The sequence below is a fragment of the Janthinobacterium sp. RA13 genome, from assembly GCF_000745325.1.
GTDB lineage: Bacteria > Pseudomonadota > Gammaproteobacteria > Burkholderiales > Burkholderiaceae_D > Janthinobacterium > Janthinobacterium rivuli.
The window spans coordinates 2,139,351-2,160,894 of record NZ_JQNP01000001.1 but is presented as its reverse complement, the minus strand read 5'-3'; the positions used below and the strand labels follow the sequence as shown (position 1 = coordinate 2,160,894).

The 21,544-nt window shown below is 60.2% G+C and carries 21 protein-coding genes and 1 pseudogene; 14 read left to right on the top strand and 8 right to left on the bottom strand.

The genetic code is table 11. From position 1 onward, the window contains the following. Positions 1–78: 78 nt before the first annotated feature. Together FG13_RS09495 and rraA are read left to right on the top strand one after the other, a co-directional pair. Entirely contained in the window at positions 79–1,314 is a 1,236-nt protein-coding gene (locus FG13_RS09495; protein ID WP_051958831.1) for an MFS transporter, read from the top strand. Between the two features lie 32 nt (positions 1,315–1,346). Beyond that, on the top strand, positions 1,347–1,841 hold the full coding sequence (gene rraA / locus FG13_RS09490; RefSeq protein ID WP_035820358.1) for a ribonuclease E activity regulator RraA: 495 nt from the start codon (positions 1,347–1,349) through the stop codon (positions 1,839–1,841). On the opposite strand, the gene FG13_RS29390 is transcribed toward rraA, so the two are convergent. Continuing rightward, positions 1,838–2,044, bottom strand: coding sequence for a DUF4952 domain-containing protein (locus FG13_RS29390; protein ID WP_161784169.1), 207 nt, complete (start codon positions 2,042–2,044; stop codon positions 1,838–1,840). The two genes, rraA and FG13_RS29390, sit on opposite strands and share 4 nt — an antisense overlap. Next, positions 2,031–2,414, bottom strand: coding sequence for a MerR family transcriptional regulator (locus tag FG13_RS09485; RefSeq protein ID WP_035820356.1), 384 nt, complete (start codon positions 2,412–2,414; stop codon positions 2,031–2,033). The genes FG13_RS29390 and FG13_RS09485 overlap by 14 nt, the downstream gene beginning before the upstream one ends. An 80-nt stretch (positions 2,415–2,494) precedes the next feature. Between FG13_RS09485 and FG13_RS09480 the strand changes: the two genes are divergently transcribed. Further along, on the top strand, positions 2,495–2,932 hold the full coding sequence (locus tag FG13_RS09480) for a hypothetical protein (RefSeq protein ID WP_051958829.1): 438 nt from the start codon (positions 2,495–2,497) through the stop codon (positions 2,930–2,932). 102 nt (positions 2,933–3,034) lie between these two features. After that, the gene (locus FG13_RS09475) at positions 3,035–4,852 is read left to right on the top strand and encodes a DUF4153 domain-containing protein (protein WP_081922507.1); all 1,818 of its coding nucleotides are present in this window, start codon (positions 3,035–3,037) and stop codon (positions 4,850–4,852) included. Between the two features lie 266 nt (positions 4,853–5,118). On the opposite strand, the pseudogene FG13_RS09470 reads toward FG13_RS09475, so the two are convergent. Continuing rightward, positions 5,119–6,546, bottom strand: a pseudogene (locus tag FG13_RS09470) (IS1182 family transposase); the annotation flags it as partial. A 284-nt stretch (positions 6,547–6,830) separates the two neighbouring features. Here FG13_RS09470 and FG13_RS29385 point away from each other — a divergent pair. Genes FG13_RS29385 through FG13_RS09455 form a run of 3 tightly spaced genes read left to right on the top strand, consistent with a single transcriptional unit; the run spans position 6,831 to position 8,570 of the window. Continuing rightward, entirely contained in the window at positions 6,831–7,382 is a 552-nt protein-coding gene (locus FG13_RS29385) for a PAAR domain-containing protein (protein ID WP_081922506.1), read from the top strand. Beyond that, on the top strand, positions 7,379–8,176 hold the full coding sequence (locus FG13_RS09460; RefSeq protein ID WP_152598726.1) for a hypothetical protein: 798 nt from the start codon (positions 7,379–7,381) through the stop codon (positions 8,174–8,176). Before FG13_RS29385 ends, FG13_RS09460 begins: the two co-directional genes overlap by 4 nt. Before the next feature lie 10 nt (positions 8,177–8,186). Then, positions 8,187–8,570 carry a hypothetical protein gene (locus tag FG13_RS09455; RefSeq protein ID WP_051958827.1) on the top strand — a complete coding sequence of 128 codons (384 nt, stop codon included), beginning with the start codon at positions 8,187–8,189 and terminating at the stop codon, positions 8,568–8,570. Between the two features lie 324 nt (positions 8,571–8,894). On the opposite strand, the gene FG13_RS09450 is transcribed toward FG13_RS09455, so the two are convergent. After that, the gene (locus FG13_RS09450; protein ID WP_035820352.1) at positions 8,895–10,334 is read right to left on the bottom strand and encodes an IS1182 family transposase; all 1,440 of its coding nucleotides are present in this window, start codon (positions 10,332–10,334) and stop codon (positions 8,895–8,897) included. A gap of 541 nt (positions 10,335–10,875) precedes the next feature. Further along, positions 10,876–12,093 (bottom strand): MFS transporter, encoded by a 1,218-nt coding sequence (locus tag FG13_RS09445; protein ID WP_035820350.1) that lies wholly within the window; start codon positions 12,091–12,093, stop codon positions 10,876–10,878. A gap of 59 nt (positions 12,094–12,152) precedes the next feature. Between FG13_RS09445 and FG13_RS09440 the strand changes: the two genes are divergently transcribed. The 5 genes from FG13_RS09440 (at position 12,153) to FG13_RS09425 (ending at position 16,413) form a co-directional block, all read left to right on the top strand. Continuing rightward, positions 12,153–13,148 carry an AraC family transcriptional regulator gene (locus FG13_RS09440; protein ID WP_035820348.1) on the top strand — a complete coding sequence of 332 codons (996 nt, stop codon included), beginning with the start codon at positions 12,153–12,155 and terminating at the stop codon, positions 13,146–13,148. Between the two features lie 192 nt (positions 13,149–13,340). Next, positions 13,341–13,652 (top strand): hypothetical protein, encoded by a 312-nt coding sequence (locus FG13_RS30005; protein ID WP_152598724.1) that lies wholly within the window; start codon positions 13,341–13,343, stop codon positions 13,650–13,652. A gap of 266 nt (positions 13,653–13,918) precedes the next feature. Beyond that, the gene (locus FG13_RS09435; protein WP_035820345.1) at positions 13,919–14,503 is read left to right on the top strand and encodes a LysE family translocator; all 585 of its coding nucleotides are present in this window, start codon (positions 13,919–13,921) and stop codon (positions 14,501–14,503) included. A gap of 10 nt (positions 14,504–14,513) precedes the next feature. Next, positions 14,514–15,956, top strand: a complete 1,443-nt coding sequence (locus FG13_RS09430) for an aminotransferase-like domain-containing protein (RefSeq protein WP_035820342.1) — start codon at positions 14,514–14,516, stop codon at positions 15,954–15,956. A gap of 58 nt (positions 15,957–16,014) precedes the next feature. After that, positions 16,015–16,413: a VOC family protein gene (locus FG13_RS09425; protein WP_035820339.1), complete on the top strand. Its 399-nt coding sequence runs from the start codon at positions 16,015–16,017 to the stop codon at positions 16,411–16,413. 22 nt (positions 16,414–16,435) lie between these two features. Here the strand turns inward: FG13_RS09425 and motA are convergent, their stop codons facing one another. Then, positions 16,436–17,299, bottom strand: a complete 864-nt coding sequence (gene motA, locus FG13_RS09420) for a flagellar motor stator protein MotA (protein ID WP_035820336.1) — start codon at positions 17,297–17,299, stop codon at positions 16,436–16,438. 42 nt (positions 17,300–17,341) lie between these two features. Further along, complete coding sequence (locus FG13_RS09415) at positions 17,342–18,262, bottom strand: LysR family transcriptional regulator (protein ID WP_035820333.1); 921 nt, start codon at positions 18,260–18,262, stop codon at positions 17,342–17,344. Positions 18,263–18,359: 97 nt separating this feature from the next. On the opposite strand from FG13_RS09415, the gene FG13_RS09410 reads away from it, so the two are divergent. Then, positions 18,360–19,529, top strand: a complete 1,170-nt coding sequence (locus FG13_RS09410) for a mandelate racemase/muconate lactonizing enzyme family protein (RefSeq protein WP_035820331.1) — start codon at positions 18,360–18,362, stop codon at positions 19,527–19,529. Positions 19,530–19,531: 2 nt separating this feature from the next. On the opposite strand, the gene FG13_RS09405 is transcribed toward FG13_RS09410, so the two are convergent. Further along, a complete protein-coding gene (locus tag FG13_RS09405; RefSeq protein WP_035820327.1) occupies positions 19,532–20,236 on the bottom strand; it encodes a hypothetical protein in 705 nt (234 codons plus the stop codon). A 177-nt stretch (positions 20,237–20,413) separates the two neighbouring features. Here FG13_RS09405 and FG13_RS09400 point away from each other — a divergent pair, with 177 nt between their 5' ends. Further along, complete coding sequence (locus FG13_RS09400; protein WP_200880263.1) at positions 20,414–21,472, top strand: Lnb N-terminal periplasmic domain-containing protein; 1,059 nt, start codon at positions 20,414–20,416, stop codon at positions 21,470–21,472. Positions 21,473–21,544: the final 72 nt, after the last annotated feature.

The following is a 21,544-nucleotide window of genomic DNA, read 5'->3' as shown; positions in this document are numbered from 1 at the left end:
ATTATGTCGTTCTGTCGGAAAACAGACGATGGTATTTTGCATACACTTGAGCTTCACCAGTATAAGACAGGGTATGACATGATCACAACTCACTCGGCATCCGAAATTCCCACCTTGCGCAGCGACGCCCGCGTCATCGGCCTGGTGGGGCTGGCGCATGGCGTGTCGCACTTCTACCATTTGATCCTCGCGGCCCTGTTCGTCTGGCTGAAACCGGCCTTCGGCCTGTCGTATGCCGAGCTGGGCCTGCTGATGACGGTGTTCTTCATCATCTCGGGCGTGGGGCAGGCGCTGGCCGGCTTTGTCGTCGACCGCTTCGGCGCCCGTGCCGTGTTGTTTTCCGGCATCTTCTTGCTGGGCGTGTCGGCGCTGGCCCTGTCCACCGCACACAGCTATGCGGCGCTGATGCTGGGTGCCATGCTGGCAGGCATGGGCAACAGCGTGTTCCATCCGGCCGATTACACCATCCTCAACCAGCGCGTGTCGGCGGCCCGCGTGGCTTACGGCTTTTCCGTGCATGGTATCAGCGGCAATATCGGCTGGGCTTTGTCGCCCCTGTTCATGACGTATGTTGCCACCCATTATGACTGGCGGGTGGCGCTGCAATGCGCGGCCGTGCTGCCGTTTGGCGTGCTGTTGATCCTGTTCCTGAACCGCCACGCCATCCGTCCCGAGCCTGTGAAAAAGGCCGCGTCGGGCCAGGCGGCAGGCGGCGAAGGCACCTTGGACTTCCTGCGCCTGCCGGCCGTGTGGATGTGTTTTGCCTTCTTTTTCATTACCGCCATCGCCCTGGGCGGCATCCAGAGCTTTGCCAGTGTGGCTCTCGTCAAACTGTACGGCATGAGCCTGGCGCTGGCCACCAGCGCCTACACGGCCTATATGCTGGCCTCGGCCGTGGGCATGCTGGCCGGCGGCGTGGTGGGTGCGCGCAGCAAGCAGCCGGACCGCAACGTGGCGATCGCCTTTTCCGCCGCCGCGCTGCTGGCCGTGCTGCTGGCCATGGCCGTCGTGCCGGCCTGGGGCGCGGTGGTGCTGATGGGCGCCATCGGCTTGACGTCGGGCGTGGCGGGACCGTCGCGCGACCTGATGATACGCGCGGCCGCGCCGAAAAATGCCACCGGGCGCGTGTATGGCGTCGTGTATTCGGGCCTCGACAGCGGCCTGGCCGTCGGCCCCCTGTTCTTTGGCGCGCTGATGGATGGCGACCATCCGGCCATGCTGTTCGTCTTCATCGGCGTGTTCCAGGCGCTGGCGATTGCCACGGCCGTGGGCGTGGGCGGCAAAACACGTGCCGCGGCGCTGCAAAAGGCATAGAATCGTTGCCATCTGCCACGAAAGGAATTCCCATGACCTTTGCCACCACCGACCTGTGCGACGACTATGCGGCCATGCTGGACGACGGCACCCTGGCCGTGCTGCCGCCCGTGTACCGCGCCTTTGGCCAGCGCGTGCGTTTCAGCGGCCCCGCCACCACCTTGCACGTGTTCGAGGACAACGCCCTCGTGCGCAGCACCCTGGAAACGCCGGGCCAGGGCCATGTGCTGGTGATCGATGGCGGCGGCAGCCTGCGCCGCGCGCTGGTGGGCGGCCAGCTGGGCGTGCTGGCCGAAAGCAACGGCTGGGCCGGCATCGTCGTCGATGGCTGCATCCGCGACAGCGAGGAAATCAATGTCTGCCAGATCGGCGTGCGCGCCCTGGCCACGCATCCGCGCAAGAGCAACAAGACTGGCGCCGGCCAGCGCGACGTGCGCGTGCAGATCAGCGGCGTGGCCGTGCATCCGGGCGACTGGATCTACGCCGATGCGGATGGCATCCTGGTGGCGCGGCAGGAACTCGACTAAGGGCCTGTCCCACCAGGGCAGCGCCGCAGATACGCTTCCGTCTGCTGCGCATGCTTGCCACCGACTTCATGGCGCTCCCTGTTTTGCTGGCAACCCTGGTAGACGAGATACGCGGGTTTCTTGCCCAGCCGGGACAGGAAGTCGCCGCAGGCCAGCTCGGCGCCCAGCAGGTAAAGCCACGGCAGTAATTTAGTGCACTGCACCGGCATCGCCCCGCAATGGACAATCGGCCGCCTGCGGCCCCATACGCAGCACCAGTTCGCCGCGCAATTGCGTCAATCCCGCGATGCGCGCATCGATTTCGCCCAGCTTGCGCGCCAGCGCCGCGCGCAGCAGGTCCGCTGTGGCGGGATCGCCGGCGGCCGCTAGCAGCGGCATGTCCGCCTCGATTTCGGCCAGCGTAAAGCCCAGTTGCTGCGCCGTGCGCAGGTAGCGCAGCCAGTCGGCCGCCTCGGGCGGGTAGTCGCGGTAGCCATTCGCGCCGCGCCGCGCGCGCAGCAAGCCCCGCTTTTCGTAAAAGCGCAGGGTATCGCGGCTCAAGCCCGTCGCCTGCGCCATCTCGCCGATCTGCATGGTATTTCTTTCATAAAATGCTTGACCATGGAGTGTACTCCAAGCTCGATCATGGGGGCTTTCCATAACCAGGAGTTCCCATGTTGACCATTTCCGCCTTCCGCCGCGTGGTGCGCGCCAGCGCCATTTATGATGTGCTCATGATTGCCCCGTTTACCACGCCGTGGACGTTTTTGCTGCTGCGCGAACACTTGAACGCGCTTAACCTGAGCCTGGGCGGCCTGCCGCTGCCCGTCTTCGGACCGTTTCATCTGCTCATCAGCAGCTTGTTTGGCAGCGTGGTGATGGTCTGGTCCGTGCTGCGCATGCTGGACCCGCAGCCGCGTTTCGGCCGCTACGACGCGGCGGCGCGCTACCTGTTTTCCACCTGGATGGCGTGGGCGCTGCTGGAGACGGGCCAGCCTTTGCTGTGGCTGTTCCTCGTGCCGGAACTGGCCTGGGGCCTCGCGCAAAGCCTGCCATTGCGCCGCAGTGAAGACGCGGGGGGAGGGCGTGCGCGTGAATCGCTGTTGAGATGACGATAACGAAATGCAATAATGGCCGTGCTCGCAGTACAGCAATGACTGCAATGAACGACTATTAAGAGGATGATTATGCAGCAGGATGTCGCAGGAAAAAACATGGCGTTGCTCGATCCGGTGGTGGCGCCGCGCATCGCGGTGACGCGCCTGGTGACGGGCCTGCTGCAAGGCTTGCTGCTGTACTGGCTGTACAGCACGGCGCAAGACAAGGTCTGGCCCGCCACGGAAGCCTATCTGCTGGCGCCGCTGATGCTGATCAGCCTGCTGCTACCGATCCTGCTGGTGTCCAGCCTGGGCCACATGTCGGTCAAGCGCATCGGCCTGTGGATGGCGGGTGCGGCCGTCGTGATGGCCGTGCTGGCCTGGCATGACGTGGCGCGCGGCGCCGAGCACGTGATATGGGGCAACTACAAGCCGGGCGCGCCCCTGCGCGTCATTTCCGCCCAGCTGTTCGGTTTTTGCGTCGTGGGTTTTTATATCGCCCACGCGCTGGTGCTGGCCAGCGCCCAGGATGGCCAGCGCATCGCCCGTTATCCTACCTACTTTGAAATCGCCTGGAAGCTCGGTATCCAGCTGCTGTTTTCCCTGCTGTTCGTGCTGGGCCTGTGGCTGGTGCTGTGGCTGGGCGGACAATTGTTCCTGCTCATCAAACTGAGTTTCCTGAAAAAACTGCTGGGCCAGGCCTGGTTCGTGATTCCCGTCATCTGTTTCGCGTTTTCGTTTGCCATCCACATCACGGACGTGCGTCCGTCCATCGTGCGCGGCATCCGCACCTTGCTGCTGGTGCTGCTGTCGTGGCTGATGCCGATCGCCGCCGTGCTCGTCTCCGGTTTCCTGCTGACCTTGCCCTTCATCGGCTTCGAGCGCCTGTGGGCCACGCGCCATGCGGCGTCCGTGCTGCTGGGCATGGCCGGCGTGCTGGTGGTGCTGATCAATGCCGCCTTCCAGAATGGCGAAGTGGGCCATGGCGTGGCGCGCGGCATCCGCCTGGGCACGCGCCTGGCTTGCCTGTTGCTGCCGTGGGTGGTGGGCATCGCCATCTATGCGCTGACCCTGCGCGTGATGTCGCATGGCTGGACGGCCGACCGCCTGATCGCTGCCGCCTGCCTGCTGGTCGCCACCTGCTACGCCGCCGGTTACGCCTGGGCGGCCAGCAAGTATGGCGACTGGTTGCACCTGATCGCCAACGTCAACGTAGCCACCGCCGGCGTCACCCTGCTGGTGCTGTTCGCCCTGTTCTCGCCGCTGGCCGACCCGGCCCGCATTTCCGTGGCCAGCCAGATGGCGCGCCTGGACAGCGGCAAGATCGGCGTGGACAAGTTCGATTTCGAATACCTGCGCTTCCAGGGCGCCCGCTATGGCCAGGCAGCCTTGCAGGAGTTGACGAAACGCACGACGGGGCCAGACGCGGCCATCGTGCGGGCCCGTGCCGAAGCCATGCTCAAGCGCCAGAACCGCCTCGACGAGACGGGGGCGCTGAGCGACGTGTCGATCAACCTGACCCTGCGTCCGGCCACGGCGAAGTTGCCGGAGAGTTTCCTGCGCCAGGACTGGACGCAAGTGAGCCCGGCCTGGCGCTTGCCCGCCTGTTTGAAGCGGGCAGGGCCGCAGTGCGACGCCTACCTGCTCGATTTCGATGGCGATGGCAAGCAGGACGTGCTGCTGATCAGTAATGACCCGCGCGCCTCGTCGGTCTTGCTGGCGGAAAAGGAAGACGGCAGCTGGACCGCGCGCGGACAAATCCCCACCGACGCCCTGCGCTGCAAACCCCTGCGCGAGAAACTGCAGGCGGGCGAATTCCAGCTGGTGCCGCCGAAAGTGCGCGAACTGGAAGTCGACGGCCAGCGCGTGCCGATGACCTTGTATACGCCAGAGGATGAGGTCAGCTGCCCGGATGAGACGGCGCCGGGGCCGTAAATCGCAGGAAGAGGGCTTGCAGCGCCGGGCAGAACCTCTTGCTGCGCTGAAGGCAGTAACTTCGTGCATTGATTTTGACTGTCCGCTTTCGGCTCAGGCTGTGTAAAAACTCAAATATAGCTGCAGGTGGCCGAACTGCGCGTGGTTGCGGCCGTGTCGCGGGTTGACGAGGCGTTAGGAGAGCCGTTTCTGTATTCTGGATTCGGTGACCCATCCACCAAGGTAACTGCTCCAAACAGGCGCTGTAGATCCAGTATAAGAGCATACGCCCTGACAGCCTCCATGATGCCGGCGACACCAAGCAGCGTAATCAATCGCTTGAAGTTATAGGCGAGCACGTGCAGGCTCATTTCCGTCTTCACACGCTCCATTCCTTTCGTCAGGAAGTGCGTCGCCCCCATCCAGGACTTGATGGTCCCGAACGGATGCTCGACCGAGCAACGCCGGATTCGCATAGCATCCGCACTTTGATCAAGCTGTACCTGCATGTCGTCGAGCACATCCTGATGCTCCCAACGTGTCACCCGGCGCTGTTGGCTCGGCGTGCACTTGTCCTTGAGCAGGCAGCCCTTGCAGTTCGAGCTCCAGTAGCGGTTAAGCGCCATGCCCTTTTCAACACTGGCGAAACGCCAGATCAGCGATTGACCAGCCGGGCAACGGTACTCGTTTTTCGCCTGATCGTAGACGAAATCGGCCTTGTCGAATCGACCGTCGGCCCTGGCGTTGGAGGTTTTAGTCGCCGGCACTAGCACCGCAATGCCGGCCTGCTTGCAAGCCAGGATTTCCTCACCCTTGAAGTAGCCGCGATCAGCAATCGCAGTCAGCGAGTTTGCCCCAATTGCAGCACGGGCCTTCTTCGCCATTCCCGACAGTTGATCGCGGTCGCTGCCGATATTGGTTACCTCGTGCTCCACGATCAGGTGATGCTTCGCATCGACCACGGTCTGGACGTTGTACCCGACGATGCCTGAGCCTCGCGTCATCATTGAGCGGGCATCCGGATCGGTTAGCGATATCTGAGTTTCGCCAGTCGCTTCCAGCCTCGCTTCGATTTCCTTGAGGGCAGCCATCTGCGATTTCATGGCTGCAATCTTGTCGTTCAGTCGCGCACTGTGCGCTTGCTTGGTCGCTGGTTCCTGTCTGTCAGCCGTATCAAGTTCTGTGAGATAGCGACCGATGTTGGCCTCAGCTTCTTCCATCCTACGCTTAAGCTTGGCTTGCGTGAAATTGCGATCACTACTATTGACCGCCTTGAACTTGCTGCCATCAATCGCAACGACCGCGTCCGCGAACAGATCCAATTGCTGGCACAGGACGACGAACTGTCGGCAGACATTGCGGATTGCCTTGCCATTGTCCTTGCGGAAGTTCGCGATCGTTTTGAAGTCCGGCGTCAGGCGTTGTGTCAGCCACATCAGTTCGACGTTGCGCTGCGCTTCGCGCTCAAGCCGACGGCTTGATTGGATACGATTGAGGTAACCGTAGATGTAGAGCTTGAGCAGCACGGCGGGGTGATAGGCAGGCCGTCCTGTTATTGCTGGCTGCACACCATCGAAGCCGAGTTCGCCCAGGTCAAGTTGGCCGACAAATACATCGACCACCCGAACCGGATTGTTCTCGGCAACGTAATCGTCCAGCAGTTCAGGCAGCAACGTACCCTGGCCCCGGCATTCACCCTCGATAAATCGTTTCATGTGGCGCTCATATTGATGAGATACTGGCATAACGTTTACCCAACGGCATCCGTTTACACAAAACTGCGTTTTTACACAGCCTGGGCTAAAAGCAGACAGTGGCTGTTCTGCGAGGCGTCTTGCATAAATTATTAAACGATTAACTTTATTGATAAAGTTTTTAGATTCTTGTTTGCAGTTCACAGTAGAGTCAAGATGTCGGGATTTTTTATGTAACAAAGCCTCTCAGGGGGGAGTACGGTTTTCGTGGCGATTCGCTATATTAAAATAGATGTGGAGCTAAAATGGCTGGCGAAATTATAAGGAAGGGAGATCCAACGAGCCACCATGGCATTGTTTTAGAGGGGTCGTTGATGGACATTTGCATGGGCCAGCCCATTGCATTCATCGGCCACAAGGTCCACTGCCCGAGGTGCAAAGGCGACTTTCCAATAGTCGAGGGCGTAATGACAACAACTTTCTACGGCAAGGGTGTCGCCGTCGCTGGCATGAAGACCAGTTGCGGCGCGATACTCATCGCGACGCAGTTCACCGACACTGTCGAGTGGAGCGTGGGCGCATCGGGATCGTCGAGTGCGACTACTGCTGCCAAAGCAGCAGCTGCAGGCGTGATGAACGTCAAGATGTCGAAGCCAGGACCCGATGCAAAGCCGTTCGACGAGCAGTTCGTGCTGTTCAACGAAGAGGAGAGCGTCCTGGCCGAAATGCCCTATACCGTAAAGCTGCCTTCGGGCGAGCTCGTCCGGGGCATCACCGACATCGAAGGACGCACGGAGCGCTACGTCACCGACGCGGCTCAACCGATCGAAATCTACTTGGGACACCACATAGCATGAGCGGACCTCTCGCGACAGCGACCACCAACACAAGGTTAGGCAGCATGCATCGGGTGACGGCTGCCACCCGATATACCAAGTCCTACGACACCACGGGCTGGCTCAAAGTCCAGCTCGAAGCTGACGCGGTGACGGGAAAAAGGACGGACTTCGCATTCATTTGCGAGTTCGTCAAAGTGATCATGGCTGGCGAGAAGGGCGACCGCGCATTCTTCGTTATCAAGGAAGGGGAACACAAGGGCCGGACCGCGAGCATGAAGAAGGAAAACGCTGCGAAGTGCCTAGTTGATGTAAAGCGTGGTTCTGGAGCAAAGCTGGTCGCGACAATGGGAACCTACAAAGAACTCGCATCAAAGCCTCGCCGCGGCCAGATCCACAACCAGCTTGTGTCCACTTTAGAGTTCGACGGGCATAGCGCGATGATTACTTTGGACTCTGACATCCCCTATGTCGAGACCAATCGAGTCAGCCCGTTCTTCAAGCAGCAGCGCCATTCCAAGCCTCTGCCGCGCGGGATCTACCGGATTATGGCACCGCAGTCCGCTAAGGCCGACAAATACACCGCCTTCTACGTTACCGCCCCCGGTGGCAACCCTGATTTGAAATACCATACCGTCTGGTTCCCTATCGAATACGCTCCGAACCACAACAGCAATTTCGTCCATGTAGGTAACGTGTCGGAGGGATGCGTGACGATGTATGATCTGACCCAATGGAACGCGCTCTACCATTATCTGATTTCAAACCGCAGCGACTCGGAGGGGATATATGTCGGCACAGTCACCATCAAATAGAAGTGCCGCCTTGTGCGTGATCTTGGCCTGCGCGATCGCGCCTCGGTGCTTCGCGGACGGCGTTCAACCGATCCAATCAGCCGACCCATTACTGCGTTATCGGACAATCGGCGGCATGCAGGGGATGTATGAAGTCAGGGAAGAGGCCCGCAAATTTCTCAAGCGGCAAACGCCTCCTGCCCGTGGGGAATGGATGGCTTTGATGCCGGACGTGCGGACATTCGTCCCCACCTGCGCCGTCGCCTTTAAGACTCGTTGGGCCGTTGCGTCTGACAACGAGGACGGTAAGCCCGGCGTAATAGTGATTTGTCCGAAGTCGATGGACAAGACATATAAGAAATGGGACGCTTTTGTCGGCGTCGTCTCTTCACCAAAAAACAACGCGCAGAAGTAATACGTTTCCGTTTTGAAAAATCATAAAGTTGTGGCCTGCGGCGATTGTTAAATTCACTCACGCTTCTAGCAGGACTCTAAATTTGCACAGAGTTCCGGTATCGAGCATCGCATCCCGTGACTGGTGTAGAAATAAGGCAACGCGCTTAACCCCGGTGGTGGCATGACTACAGACGCTAGAAAATCACCGTGAAGGCAGCGGCGCGAATGCTGGCAGTCTGCTTTGGGGCCAGGCTGTGTGAAAACCCGAGTTTTTGTATCGGGAGCGGCCGCTCCGTGCAAGCCCCCGATTTTTCCCGACGCGCGAGTCGAAGTTAAAAAGGGCTCACGCCCCCAACAACGCCGCTTTCAGCCCCTGATTTCCCATGATGTTCACCATGCGTTTCAAGTTGTAGGCTAGAACATGTAAGCTCATCTCTGTTTTCACGCGTGGTAACGTTCGAGTTAAAAAATGTGTAGCACCCATCCAAGCTTTTAACGTACCGAATGGATGTTCGACTGTTTGCCGCCTGATTCTCGCGACGTCTCCGTGCTCAGCTATCCGCTTGCTCATCCTATCGAGGGCGTCTTCGTGCTCCCAGCGGGCGATACGGCGATTTGCGCCGGTGGTGCACTGAGATTTCATCAGGCACTTGGGACAAGATGACGACCAGTACTTGTAAAACAGCAGCCCTTTTTCTAGCGTGCTGAATCGTCGGATTGCGCGTTCTCCAGCAGGACATTGGAACTCGTCGCTCTCGGGCAGATATCGGAAGTCGCGTTTATCGAATAGCCCCTTTGCACGATTGCCCGAAGTGAGCGGTTTAGGAACTAATGGCACCATCCCCGATTCCTCGCACGCCAAAATTTCGGGACCGCTGTAATAGCCGCGATCAGCGTACACTTCTAGATGCTTCAGACCGATCACCTCATTGGCTTGCTTTGCCATTGACGCCAGCTGGGCGCGATCATTTCCTATGTTGGTGACTTCATGCGCCACGATCAAGTGGTGCTTTGTGTCGACGGCAGATTGCACGTTGTATCCGACGGTGGCGGTTCCGCGTCCGCTGGTCGACATCGAGCGTGCATCAGGATCAGTCAGCGAAATCTGCTGATCTGGCGTCTGCTTCAATTTCTTGTCGAGCTCACCGAGGCTTTCGATCTGTTCTTTCAGACCTGCGATTTTTTCTTTAATACGCATTACGCGAGTTGCGGGGACAAGCGCAGGATCACGGTCGGCGCGATCAAGCTCGTCCATGTAGCGCTTGATGCTTTCCTCGATCTGCTCAATGCGGGCTTCCAGCTTGTTGTTGGTGAAGTTTCGGTCGCGATTATTTACCGCTTTGAACTTGCTGCCATCGATTGCCACGCTGCTGTCCAAGAAAACATCAAGCCTGCGACATACCTGCACGAATTGGCGGCACACTTTGCAGATGGCGGGGCCGTTATCTTTGCGAAAGTCAGCGATGGTTTTAAAGTCGGGAGATAGCCTCCCGGTCAACCACATCAGTTCGACATTACGCTGCGCCTCACGCTCCAGGCGGCGGCTGGACTGGATTCGATTGAGGTAACCATAGATGTAAATACCAAGGAGAACTGCAGGATGGTAGGACGGGCGACCGGTGCGTGCCGGGTCGGCACCGGCAAAGCCAAGGGTCCTGAGATCAAGCGCTTCAATGAATGCCTGTACAATCCGAACGATATTGTCCTCTGCAACGTAGTCATCCAGATGCTCGGGAAAGAGAACACTCTGGCTGCGGTCGGTTCCCTCGACAAAACGCTTCATCCTGCTCTCCTGATTACGTCAAATGAGCTATTAACGCTTCAGAAAAAATCTCGTTTACATTGGGGTGCGTTTTCACACACTCTGGGGCGGAAGCGGACGATGCTACCGGGGCAAAACGCCACTGGTAGCTTAGGCTTTCCATATCCATGGTTCTTGCAGGATGAAAAACCGAAGGATCGTGTTGAGGGCCTGGCTGTGTTGCCAGGCTCCTGGTGTGAGATCTCGTAGCTGCCTGATCCAACAGAGAGACCGGGTCTGACTTGTCTAGCTCCTACCCGGCAAAGACTTCTGCCGCGCTCAAGCAAAAGCTGGATTTCCTTCGTCATCATGGACGGCGAAGGATGTCATTGCGACTGGGGCAGCCGCGGTAGAGCCCCTGCTTCTGAGCCCTACATCGGCACAGTTGGCTACGACAGCCTAGCCCATCAACTGCTTTGAACGCTCGGTGAGGCAGAGAATATCGTACGCTGGCGGTGGACTGGTCATCAGCGAAAAGCAGTATTTTGATCGCCTGAAGAGCGTCTGGCGAACTCGTGGCGGGTCACTGCGGCAGTTCGACTCGAACTCTTAAAGCGATAACGAGAGCCGCGAACAGCATCACCACGCCAGCAATAATGAAAACGCCTGTCACTCCACCCAACCCGAACATCATGCCACCCAATGCAGCGCCGGCAGCTATTGACGATTGCACCGCAGCGACGACCATGCCGCCGGCTGTCTCCGCTTGATCAGGGACAGCACGGGCTACCCAGTTGGACCAGGCGACTGGTACGCCGCCGAACGCCAGGCCCCACAGAGCGACCAAAAGCATCAGGCCTGTTCCTTCGACTGGCAGTAAGATCATGCCGAATGCCGCCAAGCCCACCAGCGCAGGCATGAGCACTAAAGTAGCACGCAGGCTACGCTCCATTAGCCAGCCGGCCAGCAGCGTGCCAACGAAGTTGGCGACACCAAAACCCAGGAGCATCAGAGACAAACCGTTTACATCGATATGGACAACGCTTTCAAGAGCGGGGCGAATATAGGTGAACAATGCATATTGCCCGGTATGGGCAAGTACGCAGCCCAACATCCCGATCCCAATCCCCGGGCGACGGAGCAATTGCAGTACCGATGTCGTGCGCATCATCGTGCGCGGCGCCATACGGGGCAGCGTGAACAATTGAAACAAAAGTGTCAGCCCTCCGACAGCCGCGGCTGCTATAAATGCACTGCGCCAGCCATATAGTCCCCCCAGGTAGCTGCCCAACGGTACGGAAACGACCGTCCCGATGGCGATGCCGCTGAATATGATGGATAGCGCTCGCGGCACCAACTTTGCCGGCACCAGCCGCATGGCCACGGCTGCCGCCATGCTCCAAAAGCCGCCTAACGCGACGCCCAGAAGAATGCGCATCACCAACAATACTGTCAGGCTTGAGGACAACGCCACCAGCAAATTGGAGGCGATCATCAGCACTGTGAAAGCCAACAAGACGACACGCCGGTCAAAATGACGCGTGAGGCCTGGCACCGACAGCCCGGCGAACATGGCCACGACGGCCGTCACCGTCACTGCCTGACCAGCTAGTGCCTCCGATACACCAAGATCGAAGGCCATCGGGGTCAACAGACTGGCTGGCAGGTACTCCGCCGTCAGTAAACCGAAAACCCCCATGGCCAGTGAAAACACGGCCATCCATGCTGCCGTCGCTGGCTCTGAAACAGACACATCGTTCGCGTTGGGCGTTTGCTTGGTAGCAAAAACATCGTTGTTCATCTCTACAATCCCTAAAACAATCAGAGTCGAAAGTCTAGAGGTAAAATCCAGGATGATCTATGATGGCAACTCCTGATGTTTTGACCAAAACACCTAAAATGAGCAAGCAAAATCAAATTTCCCCATCATCTAATCTCATCAGTGAACTATTGACAGGTATGCGCCTGCGTGGAGTCCAGTACCGCCGTATTCAGACCGGTCCAGCTTTCGGCATAGGCTTTGAAGACAAGCCAGGCCATGCCTACTTCCACTTCCTGGCCGTTGGCACTGCCTTCATATGTACGGATGATGGTGAGTTGCACAAGCTGTCTGCCGGTAGCGCGGTGTTCATGCCTCACGGCAGGAGACATCAGCTTCTGTCGGATGCGGATATTGCATTTCAGGACATCGCAAAGTTCGATGCCGCGCCCCTCGGTGAATCCGTTAGCGGAGTCGACACATGTCCCAGTACGCACCCCATGCCCAGTGCGGTTATTTTTTACGGCTGCATGGAATTCGATCTCGGCGGGATGCAAGGGATCGGCAAGCTGATGCCAACCGTCATGGTGGCTGACACGCAAGCGCAAGGCTATCCTGGCTTACTGCCTGTTCTTGATTCAATGAAGCGTGAAATCTGCGCCGGCCGTATTGGCTTTGCAGGCATTCTGGCTCGCCTGGCGGAGGTCGCGGCAGCAATGATCGTGCGCGGCTGGATTGAATGCGGTTGTGAAAACGCTTCTGGTCTCCTCGCCGCATTGCGGGATCCACGCCTTGCTCTTGCCATATTGGCGCTGCACCGCCAGCCTGGTCGTGAGTGGACAGTTGCACAGTTGGCTGCGGAGTGTTATATCTCTCGCTCTGTCTTCGCGCGACGCTTTGAAACCACCCTCGGCGTGCCGCCCCTGCGCTATGCCACGGAATTGAGAATGCGTCTTGCCACACAATTGCTCACTCATGAAAGAGTGTCCATCGACGTCGTCGCCCGACGCCTTGGCTATACATCTCAAGCCGCGTTCAGTCGTGCTTTCAAGCGCGTCATCGGCAAGCCGCCGGGTGCCTGTCGGCAAATGCTTTGAGCGCTGATCAATCCATTTTTTCAGCGACATTGGCGCGCGAAGTGGCCGAACAGCACGTCGATCAAGCGCATTTCTCGACGATTTGACGCGATTTGTTCGCGCCTTTCTGTAATCAAGACGGACCACGGGATTCAGTGATCTTACAACGCCGGCCGGCCAATACAAGATTGGCATAGGCGAACAGGAAATATCATGTCCATTGCAAGAAAAGGAAGCCGCCGAATTATTGTCGATTCTTTACCATATCGATGGTCGGTCAGTCTGCCCACCTATACACAGGCCATGGGGGAAGCGAATCTGTCTTTCGCAGTGGAATCTGAAAGCGGTGGCCGAACCACCCTTCTGGTGAGAACAGATATCGCACGTCCGGATATTTGGCTGGGTAATTTCACGCGTGCTATCACGCCCTCAGTTGTGGAACACGCTATTCGACAGGCATTGATGAAGGGGTGGTATCCCGGCCAATGTGGAAGCGCCTTTGAAATGACAATTCGACTCGCTTGAGCCCACTGGCAATCCGCCAGTTGCGTTGTGCGCCTGCGGTGGACGCTGAAGTCCGTTATCAATGTTGACAATGCCCTTCGACGCTGTCGGCCGCAACCGGGAAAAAGCAGCGCTTTCCAAATGCTTGTCCGCGCGGGGCTGCCTGTATCGCCGCTGTAGCAGTCGTTCGACTGATACAGCATGTGCCTGTATGCGGCGCCTTGTGTCTTGTCCCTGCCGTGCCGGGCTTCTAGACTGGGGCCTTCTCCACGCTGGGACTGCCTGCCATGACCGAACTCCTGCCCCTGATGAGCTACTGCTTTGTGATGTCCGCCACGCCCGGGCCGAACAACGTCATGCTGGCCACCACCGGCGCCAATTTCGGCTATCGCGGTGCGCTGCCGGTGATCCTCGGCATCCAGGCCGGCATTTTTGTGCAGACCATGCTCATGTGCGTGGGGCTGGGCAGCGTGTTCGTCGCGTATCCGATGGCGCAGCAGGTGCTGCGCATCGCGGGCGCGCTGTACCTGATGTTCCTGGCCTGGAAGCTTGCCGGCGCCTCGGTGGCGGGAATCGGCGCGCCGAAGGCCGTGTCGTTTGCGCAGGCCGCGCTGTTTCAGGCGCTGAATCCCAAGAGCTGGCTCAAGGCGGTCACCATGGCGTCGGTCTTCATGCCTGCGCAGGGCAATATGCTCGCCAACGCGCTGCTGGTGTCGCTGATCGGCACCGTGGTGGGTGCGCCGTGCAACGCCATGTGGGCGCTGTTCGGCGTCTCTATCCGCAGCGTGCTGAAAGCGCCCCGCAACCAGCGCATCTTCAATCTCACGATGGGCGCCATCCTGCTGGTCCTCGCCGTGATGTTTTTACGCTAGACTTCCACCCATGCTCGCCATCGACCGTTCCTCGCCCATCGCCCTGTTCAAGCAGATCGAGGCCGCATTGCGCCTGCAGATCGCGCAACGGATCCTGCCTGGCGGCACCAGGCTGCCGTCGATCCGCCAGCTCGCCACGCAACTCGCGGTCAGCACCAACACCGTGGTGGTGGCGTATGACAGGCTGGTGGCTGCGGGCGTCATCGATACGCATGGTACGACAGGATTTTTCGTCTGCGCCCCCGCCGACGCCAGCCGCGCCATTCCCGACGAGGTGGCGCTGGAAGCGGGCCAGGAGCAGGAGCCGGTCTGGCTGAGCCAGCAAGTCAATGACCAGCGGCCGGGCGTGCTGCTGGCCAGCAGCGGCGCCTTGCCGCCCACCTGGCTGCAGGACGCGCTGCCGGCGGCGGCCGTGCAGCGTGGCCTGGCGCGCAGCGCGGCCGGCATGGCCTCGCGCTGTCCGCCGCAAGGGCTGGCCGAACTGCGCGAGCAGATCGCGCTGATGATGCGCGGCATCGGCATTGCCGCGGACGCCAGCCACATCCTCACCACGTTCGGCGGCACCCATGCCATCGATCTGATCTGCCGCACGTTTCTGCAGCCCGGCGATACGGTGCTGGTGGAAGACCCCGGATACTTCCTGATGTTCGGCAGGCTGCGCCAGGACGGCGTGCGCCTGGTGCCCATCAAGCGCCGCCCCGATGGCCTCGACCTGGACGAACTGGAAGCGGCTTGCCGCGCGCACCGTCCGCGTCTGCTGTTCATGCAGACGGCCTTGCACAATCCCACCGGGTGGAGCAGCAGCGCCGCCAACCTGCACAAGGTGCTGATCATGGCGCAGCAGTACGGCTTCCTGATCGCCGAAGACGACGTGCACGGCCATTTCCAGCCGGGCCACAGCACGCGGCTGGCGTCGTTGTCCGGACTCGATGGCGTGATCTATTATTCGAGTCTGTGCAAGGCGCTGAGCCCGGCCCTGCGCATGGGCTACCTGGGCGCGGCGCCCAACCTGCTCAAGCTGCTGATGCGCACCAAGATCCATTCCATCATGACTTTGCCTGCGCTGAACGAATACGTGCTGCTGGAAGTACTCAAGGCTGGCAACCTGCGCAAGCACCTGGAGCGGCTGCAACGCAAGATCATGGTGGCGCGCAACGCCAGCACGCGGCAACTGAGCGCGGCCGGCGTGCTGTTCGAGCAGCCCGGCGACGCAGGCATTTTCCTGTGGGGCAGCATGCCCGAAGGGCTGGACGTGGACTTGCTGGTGCAGGACGCCTACCGCAACAAGATCCTGCTGATGCGCGGCGCCGCGTTTTCGGCCAACGACACGCCCGACCAGCACATCCGCTTCAACGTCGCCTTCAGCCAGCATCCGCGCGTGAGCGCCTACCTGGAAGAACGCCTGCGCGCGGTGGCTGGCGCGCGCTCCAGCCTGGCCCGCGCCTTTCTTTAGTTTTTATTGGTATTCTGGAGGTACGATTTTTTCGTCAACGTGTGAGCAAGGAAACGCCATGCACAAACAGATCATCCTCAACCTGCCCGTCAAGGACCTGGACACATCCAGGGCCTTCTTTTCCGCCCTTGGCTTTACCTTCGATCCCCGCTTCAGCGGCGAGAACGCGGCGTTCATGAACATCGTCGACGGCAGCATCCAGGCCATGCTGACGACGGAAGCCTTCTTCCAGTCACTGATCGGCAAGCCGGTGGCGAAGGCGAAGGAGGCCAATGAAGTCGTCATTTGCCTCAGTTGCGAAAGCCGGGAAGAGGTGGACGGCCTGATCGCCAAGGCGGCTGCCGCCGGCGGCCGCATACCGCATCCGCCCGAAGACCATGGCTTCATGTATGACCAGGGCTTCGAGGATATCGATGGCCACCTGTGGAACCTGGTCTGGACGGCGCCGGAAGCCTGACGATTGAGGCTAACCGGCCGTATCAGTTCTTCGTGCGCACCTGGCGCACGTGGTTTTCCAGTTCGCTGAACGATGGGCGTTCCGTGGCGGAAATGACCTTGCGGCCGAATTCCACGGCCAGCGCCGGCGCATAGCCGTTCAGGCTGGCCAGCAGGGTCACTTTCACGCACTGGTACATCTTCGCCGTTTCATGGTGCTTGCGGCGCAGCAAGCTGGCCAGCGGCGCGATGAAACCGTAGGCCAGCAGGATGCCGATGAAGGTGCCGACCAGCGCCTGCGCGATCAGCACGCCCAGCTCGGCCGGCGGCAAGCCGACGGAGGCCATCGTGTGCACGACGCCCATGACGGCGGCCACGATGCCGAAGGCGGGCATGGCGTCGGCCAGCTGCGAAATCGTCTGGATCGGCATTTCCGCATCTTCATGGTGCGTCTCGATCTCGTTATCCATCAGATTTTCGATCTGGTAAGCGTCCATATTGCCCGACACCATCAGGCGCAGGTAATCGGTGATGAATTCCAGGATGTGCTCGTCGCCGAGCGTGTACGGGTATTTCACGAAGATGGCGCTGCGGTACGGGTCGTCGATATCGTCCTCGACCGACATCAAGCCTTCCTTGCGGATCTTGCTGAGGATTTCATACATCAGCCCCATCAGCTCCATATAGCGCGCTTTCGTGTATTGCGAGCCGTGGAACAGGGTGGGCAGGGCGGCGAACGTGGCGCGGATGGCCTTGGCGTCATTGCCGACAAAGAAGGTGCCCAGCGCGGCGCCGCCGATCATCAGCAGTTCCAGCGGCTGGAACAGGGCGCCCAAATGCCCCCCCTGCATGGCGAAGCCGCCAAAGACGGAAAACAGCACGACGAGAAATCCGAGTATGACTAGCAAAACCTACTCCTTCATAATATTGCCATATCGCAATATTGTAGTTTAACCTGATTTGGCCGCTGTGGCCGCTTCCGGCTGCAACTGCTCGATGAGAAAATTGATAAAAGCGCGCACTTTGGCGGGCAGCTGGTGGCGGCTCGGGTAGTAGGCGTACAGGTCGGCCGGCGCCAGCGCGTAATCGGCCAGCACCACGCGCAGGCGGCCGCTGTCGAGGTAGCGCGTCAAGTCCCATTCCGAACGCAGCAGGATGCCGTGCCCGTCCAGGGCCCAGCCCAGCACCACGTCGCCATCATTGCTGGCCACCGTGCCGCGCACTTTCACCGTGTGGGTGGCGCGGCCCCGGCTCAAACGCCAGATGCCGTAGGCGTCGTCATTCTGCCGGTGCACGATGCAGCGGTGCTGCGCCAGCTCGTCCGGTGTCTGCGGCGTGCCGTGCGCCTGCAGGTAGGCGGGCGAAGCGCACAGGAAGCGCCGGTTCGACATGATGCGCCGCGCCGACAGCCGCGTGTCGGGCAAGTCGCCGAAGCGGATGCCCAGGTCGTACGCCTGCTCGACCAGGTTGATGGGGCTGTCCGTCAGCTGAAGCTGCACTTCCAACTGCGGGTGGCGCAGGGCGAATTGCGACAGCAGGGGTGCGATCACCGTGCGCCCGAAGCCCAGGGTGGCGTTCACGCGCAGCAGCCCGCGCGGCTGCGCGCTGCCGCTGGCCAGGGATTCTTCCATGGCGCGGATGTCGTCGAGGATTTGGCGCGCCTGTTGCAGATAATTTTCGCCATCGCCCGTCAGGCTGATGCGCCGCGTGCTGCGATTGAGCAAACGCACGCCCAGGCGCTGTTCCATCAGTTGCAATCGCTTGCTGACGGCCGGCGGCGTGATGCCCAGTTCGCGCGCCGTGGCCGACAGGCTGCCCAGCTTGGCCAGCAGCACAAAGAAGGCCATTTCCGTGGTGGCGTCGCTTTTCATTATTAACTTCAAGTGAAGAATGGTTTAAATTGCTATCGATTATACGACTGCGTATCGCGGTTAAGCTGGCGTCACCATTCAAGCACAGGAGACCCGCATGAAAATCGTTGAAATCCGCGAAAAGACCATCCCCATCTCTTCCCCCATCCGCAACGCCTACATCGACTTCACCAAGATGACTCTGAGCCTGGTGGCCGTCGTCACCGACGTGATGCGTGACGGCAAGCCTGTCGTCGGCTACGGCTTCAATTCGAATGGCCGCTACGGCCAGGGCATGCTGATGCGCGAGCGCTTCATCCCGCGCATCCTCGACGCCGATCCCGCCTCGCTCGTCACGGCGGATGGCGGCAACTTTGACCCGCACAAGGTGTGGGACTGCATGTACACGAATGAAAAGCCGGGCGGCCACGGCGAGCGTTCGGTGGCCATCGGCACCATCGACATGGCCATCTGGGACGCCGTGGCGAAGATGGAGAACAAGCCCTTGTTCCAGCTGCTGGCCGAGCGCCATGGCACGGGTGTGCCGGACAAACAGGTCTTCGTGTATGCGGCCGGCGGCTATTACTATCCGGGCCAGAGCTTGAGTGCGCTGCAGGACGAGATGCGCAGCTATATCGACCGCGGCTATACGGTGGTCAAGAAAAAGATCGGCGGCGCTTCGCTGGACGAGGATTTGCGCCGCATCGACGCCATCATGGAAGTGCTGCAGGACGGGCAAAAGCTGTGCGTGGATGCGAACGGCCGCTTCGACCTCGACACGTCGATCGCCTACGCCAAGGCGCTGCGCCAGTACGACCTGTTCTGGTATGAAGAGGCGGGCGACCCGCTCGACTTCGAGCTGCAAGCGACCCTGCGCAGCTATTACGACAAGCCGATGGCGACGGGCGAAAACCTGTTTTCCATGCAGGATGCGCGCAACCTGATCCGCTACGGCGGCATGCGCGCCGACCGCGACTGGCTGCAGTTCGACTGCGCCTTGAGCTACGGCCTGGTGGAATACCTGCGCACGTTGGACATGCTGCAGCAGCACGGCTGGTCGCGCAGCCGCTGCATCCCGCACGGCGGCCACCAGATGTCCCTGAATATCGCGGCCGGCCTGGGCCTGGGCGGCAATGAATCGTATCCCGATCTGTTCCAGCCGTTCGGCGGTTTTCCCGATGGCGTCAAGGTCGAAAACGGCCACATCACCATGCCGGACCTGGTCGGCATCGGCTTCGAGGGCAAGGCGAACCTGTATGCGGAAATGCGCGCGTTGAGCGGACAGTAGGCTCAGGCCGGCGCCTGCCGTTTGGTCTGCGCGGCGGGGCTGGTTTTCTCCCAGCGGAACAGCCACATGATGATCAGCTTGGTCGTGGCGCTGACGCTGGCCAGCAGCAGCAAGGGCCAGCCTGTCGACAGGCCCATGACGCAGGCAAAGAAGATGGTGCTGACATCCATCGCCAGGATGAACTGGCTCATCTTTAACGACACGGCGCCCGTCCTGCCCGAGCGCCAGATCAGGCCGATCTGGTGCGCATAGCCCTGCGCCAGCAGCACGGTGACGGCGACGATCAGGCTTTGCGAGATCACGCGCTTTTCATCCGTGAAGGTAGGGCCGAAGGCCAGGCCCGCCACGCCCGCGCACAGCAGCAGCGCGCACGCCAGCAGCGCATTGCGCGATGCCCGGCTGCGCCGGTCGCGGTAAATCTCGAACAGGATGGCCAGCGCGATCAAGGACGCGATCAGGCGCGGCCAGACGATGTAGTGGTTGAATGGCGTGATCGAATAGCCGTACACAAAAAACGCGCAATACGCGAGGAAGCTGACGGTGAACTGGTTGATGGACAAAATGTCCGTCGTCTTGCCGGCGCCGATGCCGGCATCGCGCTTGCGCTGCCAGATTTTTTGCAGCTGCGACCACAAGCCAAACAGGCTGACGACAATGAAAAGGGAATTGAGGCTGCCGGCGAGGGCGTAGAGGGAAGGGGACGGCAAGGTATCTCCTGGAATGACCAAGGCAGCGCTGCCGTGACAGAGCACCTTGTCTATACATTTTATCTGGATAGCATGCTCTCATGAAACAAATTGGCAGGCAAGCAATGCTGTTGCAGCCTGTTGCATCGAAACCTGTCTGAACTCACCTGTTCCTGAGCTTGCCCTTATAATCAGGGCATGACTTTCTTATCACATCGTGCCCGCTCCGTGCTGGGCACCTTCGGCAAAATGGCCGTTTCCCTGATTCTCTTGTTGACTGCACTGTGGGGCGCGCTGGCGCTGTGGTACCAGCTGTCCGGCGGCACGGCCGCGCAAGGCATCGGCGCGCTGCTGTGGGGTGCGCTGGGCGTGGCCAGCATTGCGCTGTGGTGGATGCGGGGCGACGCGCGCGTGCTGCTGCCGTATGCGGCCGGTTTCCTGCTGCTGCTCGTGTGGTGGAGTTTCATCACGCCGAAACAGCAGCGCGTGTGGGCCGACGACGTGGCGCGCAATGTCACCGGCAAGGTGGCTGGCAATCTCGTCACCCTGGACAATGTGCGCAATTTCGACTGGCGCAGCGATGACGACTACACGGTCAAGTGGGAGCAGCGCAGCTACGACCTCGACGAACTGCGCACGGTGGACACGGCGCTGTCGTACTGGACGGGCCCGTACATTGCGCACACGCTGATCTCGTTCGGCTTTGCGGACGGGCGCTTTTTGACGTTTTCCATCGAGATCCGCAAGGAGAAGGGCGAGAGCTTTTCCGCCATCGGCGGCTTCTTCAAGCATTTCGAGATGAGCCTGATCGCCGCCGACGAGCGCGACATCCTGCGCGTGCGCACGAATGCGCGCGGCGAGGACATGCATCTGTACCGCGTCATGATGCCCAAGGCGGCCATGCGTTCGCTGTTCCTCGCCTACCTGGACGAGGCGCAAGCGCTGAAGAACCAGCCGCGGTTCTATAACACCCTGACGGCCAACTGCACCACCATCGTCTTCGAGATGGTGCGCCGTATCGTGCCTGGCCTGCCGCTCGACTACCGGCTGATGGCCTCGGGCTACCTGGACCGCTACCTGTTCGACGTCAAGGGCCTGGTGCCCGGCCTGAGCTTCCAGCAGCTGCGTATTGGGGGCCACATCACGGCGCGCGCGCGGGCGGCCAACGACGATCCTGATTTTTCGCACGCCATCCGCCGCGGCATGCCGGGCTACGATGAAGCGGGCTTTCCGAGGCTGCAAATGCCACGCCAGTAGCCGTCTGCCTTATACTGTCGCAATTCCGACCGGCCGCCTTTCGCGGCCGGTCTCACTTTACGAATAAAGAAG

Bases quoted from the DNA above. Each gene is read 5' to 3' on its own strand.
- FG13_RS09495 (WP_051958831.1), top strand. From the start codon at position 79: ATGATCACAACTCACTCGGCATCCGAAATTCCCACCTTGCGCAGCGAC.
- rraA (WP_035820358.1), top strand. From the start codon at position 1,347: ATGACCTTTGCCACCACCGACCTGTGCGACGACTATGCGGCCATGCTG.
- FG13_RS09485 (WP_035820356.1), bottom strand. From the start codon at position 2,414: ATGCAGATCGGCGAGATGGCGCAGGCGACGGGCTTGAGCCGCGATACC.
- FG13_RS09480 (WP_051958829.1), top strand. From the start codon at position 2,495: ATGTTGACCATTTCCGCCTTCCGCCGCGTGGTGCGCGCCAGCGCCATT.
- FG13_RS09475 (WP_081922507.1), top strand. From the start codon at position 3,035: ATGGCGTTGCTCGATCCGGTGGTGGCGCCGCGCATCGCGGTGACGCGC.
- FG13_RS29385 (WP_081922506.1), top strand. From the start codon at position 6,831: ATGGCTGGCGAAATTATAAGGAAGGGAGATCCAACGAGCCACCATGGC.
- FG13_RS09460 (WP_152598726.1), top strand. From the start codon at position 7,379: ATGAGCGGACCTCTCGCGACAGCGACCACCAACACAAGGTTAGGCAGC.
- FG13_RS09450 (WP_035820352.1), bottom strand. From the start codon at position 10,334: ATGAAGCGTTTTGTCGAGGGAACCGACCGCAGCCAGAGTGTTCTCTTT.
- FG13_RS09445 (WP_035820350.1), bottom strand. From the start codon at position 12,093: ATGAACAACGATGTTTTTGCTACCAAGCAAACGCCCAACGCGAACGAT.
- FG13_RS09440 (WP_035820348.1), top strand. From the start codon at position 12,153: ATGATGGCAACTCCTGATGTTTTGACCAAAACACCTAAAATGAGCAAG.
- FG13_RS30005 (WP_152598724.1), top strand. From the start codon at position 13,341: ATGTCCATTGCAAGAAAAGGAAGCCGCCGAATTATTGTCGATTCTTTA.
- FG13_RS09435 (WP_035820345.1), top strand. From the start codon at position 13,919: ATGACCGAACTCCTGCCCCTGATGAGCTACTGCTTTGTGATGTCCGCC.
- FG13_RS09430 (WP_035820342.1), top strand. From the start codon at position 14,514: ATGCTCGCCATCGACCGTTCCTCGCCCATCGCCCTGTTCAAGCAGATC.
- FG13_RS09425 (WP_035820339.1), top strand. From the start codon at position 16,015: ATGCACAAACAGATCATCCTCAACCTGCCCGTCAAGGACCTGGACACA.
- FG13_RS09415 (WP_035820333.1), bottom strand. From the start codon at position 18,262: ATGAAAAGCGACGCCACCACGGAAATGGCCTTCTTTGTGCTGCTGGCC.
- FG13_RS09410 (WP_035820331.1), top strand. From the start codon at position 18,360: ATGAAAATCGTTGAAATCCGCGAAAAGACCATCCCCATCTCTTCCCCC.
- FG13_RS09400 (WP_200880263.1), top strand. From the start codon at position 20,414: ATGACTTTCTTATCACATCGTGCCCGCTCCGTGCTGGGCACCTTCGGC.